The organism is Butyrivibrio sp. AD3002 (genome assembly GCF_000420905.1).
Taxonomy (GTDB): Bacteria; Bacillota; Clostridia; order Lachnospirales; family Lachnospiraceae; genus Butyrivibrio.
On record NZ_ATVV01000050.1, the window covers coordinates 1 to 10,331 of the forward strand.

The window sequence follows — 10,331 nt, forward strand, 5'->3', positions numbered from 1 at the left end:
GCAAGGGCTTCCTTAAAAACTGCAAGCAGGCAACAAAAGTTGATATAGGAAAAAACATCAACACTATAGACAAGAATGCCTTTAACTACGGTAAGAAGGTTCAGAAAGTCGTCATCAGAGGAAAGCTTAAGAAGGTTGGAAAGGGCGCCTTTAAGAATACAAAGAAGAACGTGATCATAAAGGTAAAGACCAGCGCCAAAAACTTTGAGAAGAACAAGACGCTTCTTGAAAAGTCAGGACTTCCTAAGAACGCAACAGTTAAGAGCGTAAAGAATAAGAAGTAAGTTTAATCCTCCTGTCATTATTTCGAATTAGTGGCAGGAGGATTTTTTTACTGTTTTGACGTAGTGACATATTGTGGAAGGGGTAAATATAAAAGAATTTTGCTTCTACAACTAAGGATATGAAGTACTGACACATTAAGAATAAATTCCAATAAAATAAGATTTTTTTATAGAGCATGCAATCTATAGACAGTAACTTTAATTCCATCACCAAATTCCTAGAAAATGGGCTCTTGCAGACCATATTGCCTGCAAGATTTGATAATTCTGGGGATTCCGGTTCCCTATGCTTCAACTATGTGCATGTACTGAAACATATCAGCGATTGCTTGATTTCTGCATTTTGATCTTCCGGTTTTCATGGTTTCAAAATCCATTCCACCATAAAGCATACCTGGTGATACAACCTCTATTCTATCGTCGAAAATGGAAATCTGTATCTTGGATTCGACTAAAAATTTCTCGTGTTTAGCTGGGATTTCCTGCTTAAACTCTATTTTTTATCTTCTCCAAAGTACTCTTTAGATACCATAGATAAATCTCCCCTATTCTATGTCGCTATCATTCTGATCTAGTTGATCATATCGTTCTTGTAATTCCGCTATCTTTCTCTTGAGGCGGGCTTTTTCAAGGCTCTTCTCCGTCTTATCAACAATTCCTTGTGGATAAGTCCATTCCCAATTATGGTAGGCATTTATGATTTCCGCCTTTTCTTCTTCGGAATTAGCAACCTCGAGATCGGACTTCATCTGAGCGTATACATCATACCAGTCTTTCATGTACTCATAAAGACTATCCTTAAAATCTACCGTAAGACATAATCCGGGTACATGATTTTCATCCGTGGGCTCGATTTTCATATTAAAGTTATGCTCAAGTTCAAACATAGCATACATGGCGCCAATATAACTGGTTGTAACCGGATCTGCCAATGCAAGCGTACTTACACCAAGTGCTTCCGCAATCTTTTTGAGCATATCTGTTTTTGGCTTTCTTGCCCCGTTTTCATACTTCTGCATTCTATCGGCATTTAACCCAACTTTTTCACCAAGTTCAGCAAGCGACAATCCTCTTGCATTTCTTATGGTGCGTATTCTTGCCCCAACTCTGTCTGCAGCAGTTTCGTCATTGAACTCTACCGGATCCTGTCCAAATGCTTTATTTATTGTAATCATGCGGATTCCTCCATTACTGATAATTACGATTCATTACTGATATGGTAACACGGATTATAGTAGTAATGAAGCACAAAAATGGACATGCAGAGAACAAAACGAAAAAAGCACATTGAAGTGCTTGCAAAGAACCAAACGATATGATATAGTACAATTAAAGAACAGAAATGTTCTTTACAAGAACTAAGAAAACAAAATAAAACAAAATGGTTCATCAACAAGTAGCGTTTCCCGGAAATCCGGATGTCGCGAAGGAACCCGGCGTTTCCTGATACAGATGTCGCCGAAGCCCCAAGAGAACGGGAGAAGTGTGTTTCTTAGAGAGGAGGAAAATGAAAAACAGGGACAGACAAAGAGCAAATCGAAAACTAAAGGAAGAAATTCTTGATTTCAGAGATGTGTGTGGAGTTAAAGACCCCACACCATATGAAGCAGTCAAGGAAATCGTAGCAGAAATGAAGAAGAATAAAGAAAGGAGCAGACATGGAATACACGAATATGTTAGTTGGGTATAATGACATACTCACACCTACAGATGTTAAGGAAATCCTCAAGATAGGAAGGAACGCAGTCTATGACTATCTGAAGGATGGCACAATCAGATCTATGATGATTGCAGGAAAGTACAGAATTCCAAAGTTATATCTTTTAGAATTCATGTACCCCGATGTAGATTTTGTTAAGGAGGCAAGCTAAATAATGGCAAGACCAAAGAAAAGCGGTAGGAGAGCTACGGGTATCCAGGGAAGGAGCGGTTATCTTTATATTATCAAGAACAACTATATTATTAAGGATGGCAGCAAGACCTTAGAAAAACAGTGGATATCCACCGGGCTAAAAGATGCACCCGAGAATATTAAAAAGGCTTCAGAGATGAGAAGCAGGCTTTTAAATAAAAAAGAAGCAAAGAGTACTGACAGAAATATATCTTTAAGTGAATACGCAGATGGTTTTCTTGAAAAGAAGAAGAGAGAGGTTTCAGATACAACCCTTTCTTCTTATTTTTATAGAGCAAACAGAATTAAAAATTACTTTGGTGATACAAAAGTAAAAGATTTAAACGAAACCATGGTCGAGAACTTTCTTGATGACATGTTCAAAACCTATAAGGTTCAGCGCAGAACAGTCAAAGATACAAAAGTGCTTCTAAGCAGTATTCTGGAGCAGGCAGTCAAGGAGGGATTGATAGCTACAAATCCCGCTAAGGAAGTTGTGATCAATAAGAACCTGGCAAATAAGTATGCTAAAGAGAAAGACACAGACGAGGAATTTTTTTCTTATGAAGAAGCTCAGCGTTTCTTGGATGTAATAAAGAACCACGAGCTTTACGAACTGTTCTATGTCACTTTGTTCTTTGGACTTAGGCGAGAGGAACTGCTTGGTCTAAGATGGTCTGCATTGGACTTTAAGAACAAAACTATGAGCATCAACCATACTGTTACAAGAGGGACAGTCATCAATCGAGTCAATTCAACAAAGACAGACTCCAGTACACGCGAGTACCCTCTGACAGATGAACAGATTGAAATGTTCAAGAGGTTAAAGGATAAGGAAAATGAATACAGACAGCTATGCGGTAACAATTACTATGAGAGCGACTACATCTTCAAACATGTTGATGGGTCGCTTTTTTATCCGGATTATCCGTCAAAGCTGTTTTGTAAACTGATTAAGAAGATTCCTGAACTGCCTCAGGATATTACTTTTCATGGTCTTAGAAGTTCATGCGTATCGATTCTCGTCCATCAGAATAAGGATGTTAAGAGCATTCAGAAGTGGGTTGGACATGCAGACATCAATACCACTCTTAAAATATATGCAAAAGTAAAAGATAAAGAGGCTAAGAGAGAAATCTCAGATACAATGACAGGAATTATTCCTCTTAAGGATTATTCCGAACATGACAACGACCAGTAACTAAACAATTGAATATAGTTTATAGAGAGCTTTCTGTGTTATCAGATATTTTTCTGAAGAATAAAAGGAAAATGGTAGAAAAATGGTAGAATTAGGGCATAAAAAATCGGGGTGACAGGATTCGAACCTGCGGCCTCGTCGTCCCGAACGACGCGCTCTACCAAGCTGAGCCACACCCCGTGGTAAAAAATAATGAGTCGGAAAATCAGTTTCTAGCGCAACGTCCCGAACGCAGCGCTCTACCAAACTGAGCCACATTCCGTTATATGTAAAGCAAAAGCCGTAGAGACTTTCGCAGCAAAAAGTATGATACAATATAAAGTGTTATTTTGTCAATAGGTGAGCGAAGAAAGGCATAATTATGAGTGCAATTGTTGTTGCTGATGCAAAGGTAATTTTGAAAAAGGGCGAGGGGAGAACAATCAAGGCCGGCGGAGCCTGGGTTTTTGATAATGAGATAAACAGAGTAGAGGGCAGCTTTGATAATGGTGATATTGTCGAAGTGCTTGATCATGATGGATACTTTATGGGATACGGTTTTATTAATACCAATTCCAAGATAAGAGTGCGCATGATGTCGAGAAGAAAAGAGCATCCTGTAAATGAGGAGCTTTTGGAAACTCGTATAAGAAATGCGTGGGGTTACAGAAAAACGGTTATGAACCCTGAGTTATACGGGTATGATGCCAGGCTTTCGGGAACTGATGAAAAGGAAGCTCTGCAGAAGCTTTCATGCCGCCTGATTTTTGGTGAGGCAGATTTTCTTCCGGGAATTACAATTGATAAGTTTTCCGATGTACTTGTCATTGAGTCGCTTGCTCTTGGTACAGACAGAATGAAGAACATTATTCTCAATCTGTGTAAGAAGGTACTCGCAGAAGACGGTGTTGACATCAAGGGAATATATGAGAGAAGCGATGCCAAGGTCAGAGAGCAGGAAGGTCTTGAGAGAACTAAAGGCTTTATAGGTGAGCCTTTTGATACAAAGGTGCTCATTGAGGAAAACGGAGTAAAGTATTATGTAGATGTTGAGAACGGCCAGAAAACCGGATTTTTCCTGGATCAGAAGAATAACAGAAGGGCTATAGCATCACTTTGTAAGGGGAAGAAGGTCCTTGACTGCTTTACTCATACCGGATCTTTTGGACTTAACGCTGCGGCAGCAGGTGCAAGCTCCGTTCTTGCGGTTGATGCATCGGATGTGGGATGTGCTCAGGCGGAGGAAAATGCGAAGCTGAACGGGCTTGAAAACATAATAAAATTCCAATGCGCGGATGTGTTTGATCTTTTGCCCGAGCTTGAGAAGAAGAGCGAGCAATATGATGTGGTAATCCTTGATCCACCGGCCTTTACAAAATCGAGAGCTTCGATTAAGAAGGCTGTAACGGGCTACAGGGAGATCAATATCAGGGGAATGAAGCTTGTGAAAAACGGTGGATATCTGGCAACCTGTTCATGTTCTCATTTTATGGATGAAGAGCTTTTTGCAAAGACGATCAGAGAGGCAGCAAGGAGTGCCCACAAGCAGCTTCGTCAGGTAGAATTCAGGCAGCAGGCTGCGGACCATCCTATACTTTGGTCTAACGATGCATCATTTTATTTAAAATTCTATATTTTTCAGGTCGTTGAGGAATTGTAAGATTTTTCATATTAGGATTTTTAGAGAAAAATGCCACCGGTACTTTGATAAGCCGGTGGCATAATTATATTTTTATAGGTTATCAGAATTGTACAACCTTGGGCGCGTCGGTAAAGGAAGAGAAAGTTGCGGTAGCGTTCTTAAAGTAAAGAACTTCTGTATTATCATCATCAGCCTTGTACATGCCCTGAAGAGACGGATAAGCATCAAGCATATGCTGCTTTGCTTCAATTCTATCATCGCGTACAAGTTCTCCTGCAACGCGAACCCATTTGCCTTCGGTGAAACCACAGATTTCCACCTTGGGATTGGCCTGGATCTGCTTGGAAACATCCTTTACTTTGCCTGTCTGGATGTAAAGCTTATCCTCAAAAATATCTACTGTTCCGAAGGGGCGTACTCTGGGCTGATCTCCGTCAACTGTTGCCAGATAATAAGTGCCGCATTTTTTTAAAAATTCATAAACTTCCTGCATGATAAGCCTCCTTTTATTTAAATTGTATAAAATAAATTATAACTTTCTGTTATTTATATTACAAGGTATCGAAATGAAGATTAGATGATGTTACAATCATTATATGATTCAGGATATATCACCCAGGAAATTTCATAATGAGTATAAAGCTGAGCTTCCTGTCTCCGGAGATTACGTGTTTTCTTTTCGGGGGAGGGAGCTTTTGTGCGTTTTGGGAGAAAACGGAGAGATTAGTTTTCCTAAGGCAGATGAGATAGGAATAGATAAAAAGGAGATGGTCTTTCTCTTTGAAATTGACGATATGCGTTTTTTCCTGCCCAAAAGAGAGTACGGATTTTATATCTCCGATATCTCGGCGGACAGATCTCCGGAGCATGAGTACAGATATGAAGATATCAGAGTTCTTAGAAATGCAAATCCGGGATATCTGTGCTTTGCCGGGATGACAGCATATCACCTCTATGTCTGGTACCGCGACAACAAGTTCTGCGGAAGGTGCGGCAGGGAGACGGTCGTTTACGACAAGGAGAGAGCTCTTAGGTGTCCAAGATGCGGGAACATTATTTATCCCAAGATCTGCCCTGCGGTTATTGTTGGGGTAACGGATAAAGATAAAATCATGATGACGAGATATGCGGGAAGACCCTATAAAGGAAATGCGCTTATAGCAGGATTTTGCGAGATAGGAGAGTCCGCGGAGGATACTGTCAGACGTGAGGTTATGGAGGAAGTCGGGCTTAAGGTAAAGAATATAAGATATTTTGCAAGTCAGCCATGGGGCTTCGATTCAAATCTTTTGCTGGGATATTTCTGTGAACTTGACGGAGAAGGTGAAGTAAACATTGACCGCGATGAGCTCGCCATAGCCGAGTGGGTTAAGAGAGAGGATATCGGAAAAGAAAACAGTAATCTAAGTCTTACTGCAACAATGATGATGCATTTTAAGGAACATCCCGAGGACTTTATCTAGAGAAAAATTAACAGGCACACCGGAAAACGGAGGGTTTTTGCATGGAAGAACAGATGAGAAAAATCGGTAGACAGATGGCAATCAGAATGGGAATTCTTATGAGTCTTGCACTTTCTCTTGTGGGCACGCTCACTTCAGGACACTTCACGGTTCCCGGATTTATCATCAGCTTCGTATTAAGTACAATAATCAGTTTAATAATAGGTTTTGTTATTCCTATCGGCAAGGTAACTGGCGGTCTATGTGCAAAATGGGGACTTGAGAGAGGTAAGATTGGTACAAGGGTTGTTGAAAGCCTTATTTCAGATGTGATATATACCCCTGTAATTACACTGGCCATGGTGGCATTTGCTTATAATATGGCTATGCGCCAGAGCGGAGGAATGGCACAGATGCCTCCCTTTATAATTATGTTTCTCAAATCCCTTTTTATCTGTTTTGTGGTAGGATTTTTCCTGATATTTATTATTCAGCCTATTTTGCTGAAACAGCTTATGAAAAAGAGCTTCGAAGAGGTATAAATAGAAAGGCGCTGTATCCGGCTTGATACAGCGCCCTTATTATTATGTAACTATTTTAATTTATTGGCTATTCTGCCTTCATTTTTACCGAACTGGTTGTAATGAGCAAGAAGCAAATCAGGATTTGTTCCGAAAGCATCCTGAAGATCCTTGTAATTGGAGTAGTAGTATAAAGCGTTAAATTCGGCATTGTTTCCGCTGTAGTTTTTAAGCCCTGAAATAGCGGCTTCCTTTGCATCGGCAGCTGCAGCAGCGGCGGGATTAATGTTTTGAACATATACTTCTATACAATCATGCTTTTCCGAGGTTGGCATTCTGTCATCGTCAACATAGAAATGATAGAAGATGTTCTTTTCGGTCTCATCTGCTCCGATGTGGAGTGTTACATACTGATAACCTGTTTTGTAGGAGCACTCCATATAGGTTCCGGAGCTTGTGTGAGGTCCAAGGTAATACGTATAGTTGTAGTAAGCCATTATCGGAATCTGCTTTGTTGTTCCGGCATCCATCTTGAGGACTGTTTCGGTAAAATCAAAGCAATCGGGTATCTCGCTGTACGCGAGGGCTTTTGTCCCAAAGGTGGCAATAAGAATAAGCGACAATGCAAAAACGGCAATAGAACTTTTCATAAATCTTTTCATATACTCATACCAACCGCTTTTTTAGCGGTTTTTCCTTTCTCCCCATGCAGGGCAAATATTATTCTGCACTTTAATTATAGAAAGGAATTATCGCTATTGCACATAAATTTTTCCTAAACAAAGTAAACTTTTTATTTTTTAAATTATGACAAGCCTTTAAGGCATAATTATATTTTCCATATTGTCCTTTCCGATTTACTTTATCTTATGAATCCTACTTATTCTTTCACAGGTTCCTCAATCTATCACATCAACAATCTTCATTTCAGTTACAGCTTACCGGTGGTTTCCAGGGCTTAGGGCAGAGAAGTGTAGTTCTGCCTATATCCGGAAGAACATCATATATAGAACATCCCATACGAACTTCAAAATCTTCTTTTATCTTGAATGCAATCTCCCAGCCTTTTATGTAGCCTTCCATAATTCCGTATCGTCTTGTAACATCAACAAATCTTTTTTCAAGAATTACAAAACCATAATCTGCGGCAAGAGAATCACAGAGCTGGATCAGCTTGTCATAATCATTTGGCTCACCACAATTCATAATGTAATCTTTGATAGCCTTCTCATGCTCTGTTTCGGGCTCGTAGCAAAACTCGTCCTGCATGCGAAGATAGGAATGTGTCATGCAAATCCTGGCCGGTTCATTCCATCCTTTCTCCATGCAGTACTTGTACCCTTCATATACGTGCGTAGGAATATCAACGAAGCCATATTTACATCTTCTTCCGATATCATGCAAAAGGCCGACTATATAGGCTTTCTCTGAATCCATATCAGGTATCTTTTCAGCAATGTTACGAGCTGCTAAGCCAACATTCTTTGAGTGATCCACCCATGGTCCGGGATTCAGTTTTCTTGCTATTTCTAACTCTTCAAGAGCTTCTTTGATACTTGGAAACATCTGTTATACCTCCAATCTTATCTTGACTATATTCAGGCGCGCACTGAACTTATAACTATGCTATACTCAGATTATAAAAGGTGACGTAACGTAACCTTCAAGAACTTTTTTAATCATATTGGAGAATACTTTTATGAATAAAAATGGGTACTATTCATCCGGACAATTTGCCAAAATGGCTCACGTATCGGTAAGAACAATAAGATTTTATGACCAGAAAGGTCTGCTTGCGCCATCTTATATAACAAAGTCAGGTACAAGATTTTACACAGATTACGATTTTGCTATTCTACAGCAGATATTGCTTTTAAAGTACCTGGGATTTTCTCTGGATGAGATAAAAGAAATACCAAATGGTCAGACTGATAATCATTTCATTCTAAATGCCCTAAAGATGCAGAAAAAGCTGCTTTCAGAGCGAATTGATGAAATGAAAAATGTTGAGGCAGGTGTAAATGCCACCATTAAAGCTATAGAAAGCTCTGCCACTCCCGATTGGAAGCAGATGCTTGATCTGATTCACATGACTTCAATGGAGAACAACTTAAAGAGCCAATATCAAAATGCAAGCAACATCTCTGCCAGGATAGAACTTCATAACAAATATTCAACGAATAAACAAAGATGGTTTAACTGGGTATTACAGGAATGTGATATCTCTTCCGGGATGGATATTCTTGAGCTTGGTTGCGGTAATGGAGCATTATGGGCAGAGAATATAAGCGAATTGTCCAAGCGCAATTATACAGATATACAAATAACTCTTTCAGATATCTCTGCAGGTATACTGCATGATGCAAGACAGAATATAGACCGTGCTGCATCAGCATATTCAAAAGAACTTCGGGGCTTAACTTTTTCCTACAAAGCATTTGACCTTAATGCTATCCCATTTGAAGATAAATCCTTTGATCTTGTAATTGCGGGGCACGTCCTTTTTTATTGTGACGATGTCCATCTTGCTTGTAAGGAAATACGCAGAGTGCTGAAGCCCGGCGGAAGACTAGTCTGCAGCACATATAGTAGTAATCATATGAAAGAGATCAGAGAGCTGGTAATAGATTTTGATGATAGGATCGTGCTTTCCAGCAATGACTTATACAAAATATTTGGTCTGGAGAATGGTGCTGATATATTGCGCGGCGTATTTGGAGAAGTGGAACTGAAGAAATACAAGGATGAAATAATCATTACTGATGCTGGTCCTCTAATAGATTATATTTTTTCGTGCCACGGCAATCAGAACCACTATCTTCTGAACAGGTATGCAGAATTTAAGAATTATATTATGAAAAAGGTGAGTCATGAATTCCACATCACCAAGGATGCCGGGCTCTTTATCGCAATTAATTGAGACGGAAAGGAAAGATGCGGGTTTCCGAGTTGTCTACCTTGTTATACACACAATTAACGGAAAATTTTATTGAACGTGTCTAGGACAGAAATCAAAGCCTGACCTAGGTTGGATTTAAAAGTGGCTAAGCGAGCTTATCTTCTTGGCCATTCCGTTGCAACGAATGAAAGGTATTACTCTCACGCTAAGTCAGATGACCTTGAAGATGTTAGAGACCTATTGAACAAGTACTGTGATATGAAAAACAGCACAGATGAAGTTGGTCACGCAGAATTACTCAATAATATTATTGATTTTATACAAATAAAAAGCTCCGAAACCCTTAATAGAATTAAGAATCTCGGAACTTCCTAAGCGAGCGATAGACGGGGCTCGAACCCGCGGTCTCCACCTTGGCAAGGTGGCGCTTTACCAACTAAGCTACTATCGCGTATATGTAAACGAGCTAAGC

General features: G+C 39.7%; 14 protein-coding genes and 2 tRNA genes. 9 read left to right on the forward strand and 7 right to left on the reverse strand.

Going from position 1 to position 10,331, the window contains the following annotated elements:
• Window positions 1-284: leucine-rich repeat protein (locus G596_RS23115; protein ID WP_044929212.1), on the forward strand; the 284-nt coding region annotated here is incomplete at its 5' end.
• Between the two features lie 284 nt (window positions 285-568).
• Here the strand turns inward: G596_RS23115 and G596_RS25695 are convergent.
• Both G596_RS25695 and G596_RS24235 read right to left on the reverse strand, forming a co-directional pair.
• Window positions 569-781: an ATP-binding protein gene (locus tag G596_RS25695; RefSeq protein ID WP_330361237.1), complete on the reverse strand. Its 213-nt coding sequence runs from the start codon at window positions 779-781 to the stop codon at window positions 569-571.
• Window positions 782-829: 48 nt separating this feature from the next.
• Window positions 830-1,459, reverse strand: a complete 630-nt coding sequence (locus G596_RS24235; protein ID WP_022763494.1) for a helix-turn-helix domain-containing protein — start codon at window positions 1,457-1,459, stop codon at window positions 830-832.
• Window positions 1,460-1,791: 332 nt separating this feature from the next.
• On the opposite strand from G596_RS24235, the gene G596_RS0119555 reads away from it, so the two are divergent.
• From G596_RS0119555 to G596_RS0119565, 3 genes are read left to right on the forward strand one after another with little or no spacing between them, the layout of a single operon-like run.
• Window positions 1,792-1,974, forward strand: a complete 183-nt coding sequence (locus G596_RS0119555; RefSeq protein ID WP_022763495.1) for a hypothetical protein — start codon at window positions 1,792-1,794, stop codon at window positions 1,972-1,974.
• On the forward strand, window positions 1,958-2,155 hold the full coding sequence (locus tag G596_RS23125; RefSeq protein WP_022763496.1) for a helix-turn-helix domain-containing protein: 198 nt from the start codon (window positions 1,958-1,960) through the stop codon (window positions 2,153-2,155). Before G596_RS0119555 ends, G596_RS23125 begins: the two co-directional genes overlap by 17 nt.
• Window positions 2,156-2,158: 3 nt before the next feature.
• Window positions 2,159-3,376 (forward strand): tyrosine-type recombinase/integrase, encoded by a 1,218-nt coding sequence (locus tag G596_RS0119565; protein WP_022763497.1) that lies wholly within the window; start codon window positions 2,159-2,161, stop codon window positions 3,374-3,376.
• A 106-nt stretch (window positions 3,377-3,482) separates the two neighbouring features.
• Here the strand turns inward: G596_RS0119565 and G596_RS0119570 are convergent.
• Window positions 3,483-3,556: transfer RNA gene (locus tag G596_RS0119570), tRNA-Pro, on the reverse strand.
• A 181-nt stretch (window positions 3,557-3,737) separates the two neighbouring features.
• Between G596_RS0119570 and G596_RS0119575 the strand changes: the two genes are divergently transcribed.
• Window positions 3,738-5,015 (forward strand): class I SAM-dependent rRNA methyltransferase, encoded by a 1,278-nt coding sequence (locus G596_RS0119575; protein WP_022763498.1) that lies wholly within the window; start codon window positions 3,738-3,740, stop codon window positions 5,013-5,015.
• Between the two features lie 82 nt (window positions 5,016-5,097).
• Here G596_RS0119575 and G596_RS0119580 read toward each other — a convergent pair whose 3' ends face one another.
• On the reverse strand, window positions 5,098-5,490 hold the full coding sequence (locus G596_RS0119580) for a pyridoxamine 5'-phosphate oxidase family protein (RefSeq protein WP_022763499.1): 393 nt from the start codon (window positions 5,488-5,490) through the stop codon (window positions 5,098-5,100).
• A 211-nt stretch (window positions 5,491-5,701) separates the two neighbouring features.
• Between G596_RS0119580 and nudC the strand changes: the two genes are divergently transcribed.
• Complete coding sequence (nudC, locus tag G596_RS0119585) at window positions 5,702-6,460, forward strand: NAD(+) diphosphatase (RefSeq protein WP_330361236.1); 759 nt, start codon at window positions 5,702-5,704, stop codon at window positions 6,458-6,460.
• A gap of 41 nt (window positions 6,461-6,501) precedes the next feature.
• Complete coding sequence (locus tag G596_RS0119590; protein WP_022763501.1) at window positions 6,502-6,981, forward strand: hypothetical protein; 480 nt, start codon at window positions 6,502-6,504, stop codon at window positions 6,979-6,981.
• A 50-nt stretch (window positions 6,982-7,031) separates the two neighbouring features.
• Here the strand turns inward: G596_RS0119590 and G596_RS0119595 are convergent, their stop codons facing one another.
• Both G596_RS0119595 and G596_RS0119600 read right to left on the reverse strand, forming a co-directional pair.
• A complete protein-coding gene (locus tag G596_RS0119595; RefSeq protein WP_155831964.1) occupies window positions 7,032-7,610 on the reverse strand; it encodes a hypothetical protein in 579 nt (192 codons plus the stop codon).
• A gap of 277 nt (window positions 7,611-7,887) precedes the next feature.
• Window positions 7,888-8,526: an HD domain-containing protein gene (locus G596_RS0119600; RefSeq protein ID WP_022763503.1), complete on the reverse strand. Its 639-nt coding sequence runs from the start codon at window positions 8,524-8,526 to the stop codon at window positions 7,888-7,890.
• Window positions 8,527-8,659: 133 nt separating this feature from the next.
• Here G596_RS0119600 and G596_RS0119605 point away from each other — a divergent pair, with 133 nt between their 5' ends.
• Together G596_RS0119605 and G596_RS25085 are read left to right on the forward strand one after the other, a co-directional pair.
• Window positions 8,660-9,880 (forward strand): MerR family transcriptional regulator, encoded by a 1,221-nt coding sequence (locus tag G596_RS0119605; RefSeq protein ID WP_022763504.1) that lies wholly within the window; start codon window positions 8,660-8,662, stop codon window positions 9,878-9,880.
• Window positions 9,881-10,000: 120 nt separating this feature from the next.
• A complete protein-coding gene (locus tag G596_RS25085) occupies window positions 10,001-10,234 on the forward strand; it encodes a hypothetical protein (protein ID WP_155829370.1) in 234 nt (77 codons plus the stop codon).
• Between the two features lie 3 nt (window positions 10,235-10,237).
• Here the strand turns inward: G596_RS25085 and G596_RS0119610 are convergent.
• Window positions 10,238-10,310: transfer RNA gene (locus tag G596_RS0119610), tRNA-Gly, on the reverse strand.
• Window positions 10,311-10,331 lie beyond the last annotated feature (21 nt).

Bases quoted from the DNA above. Each gene is read 5' to 3' on its own strand.
- G596_RS24235 (WP_022763494.1), bottom strand. From the start codon at position 1,459: ATGATTACAATAAATAAAGCATTTGGACAGGATCCGGTAGAGTTCAAT.
- G596_RS0119555 (WP_022763495.1), top strand. From the start codon at position 1,792: ATGAAAAACAGGGACAGACAAAGAGCAAATCGAAAACTAAAGGAAGAA.
- G596_RS23125 (WP_022763496.1), top strand. From the start codon at position 1,958: ATGTTAGTTGGGTATAATGACATACTCACACCTACAGATGTTAAGGAA.
- G596_RS0119565 (WP_022763497.1), top strand. From the start codon at position 2,159: ATGGCAAGACCAAAGAAAAGCGGTAGGAGAGCTACGGGTATCCAGGGA.
- G596_RS0119575 (WP_022763498.1), top strand. From the start codon at position 3,738: ATGAGTGCAATTGTTGTTGCTGATGCAAAGGTAATTTTGAAAAAGGGC.
- G596_RS0119580 (WP_022763499.1), bottom strand. From the start codon at position 5,490: ATGCAGGAAGTTTATGAATTTTTAAAAAAATGCGGCACTTATTATCTG.
- G596_RS0119590 (WP_022763501.1), top strand. From the start codon at position 6,502: ATGGAAGAACAGATGAGAAAAATCGGTAGACAGATGGCAATCAGAATG.
- G596_RS0119595 (WP_155831964.1), bottom strand. From the start codon at position 7,610: ATGAAAAGTTCTATTGCCGTTTTTGCATTGTCGCTTATTCTTATTGCC.
- G596_RS0119600 (WP_022763503.1), bottom strand. From the start codon at position 8,526: ATGTTTCCAAGTATCAAAGAAGCTCTTGAAGAGTTAGAAATAGCAAGA.
- G596_RS0119605 (WP_022763504.1), top strand. From the start codon at position 8,660: ATGAATAAAAATGGGTACTATTCATCCGGACAATTTGCCAAAATGGCT.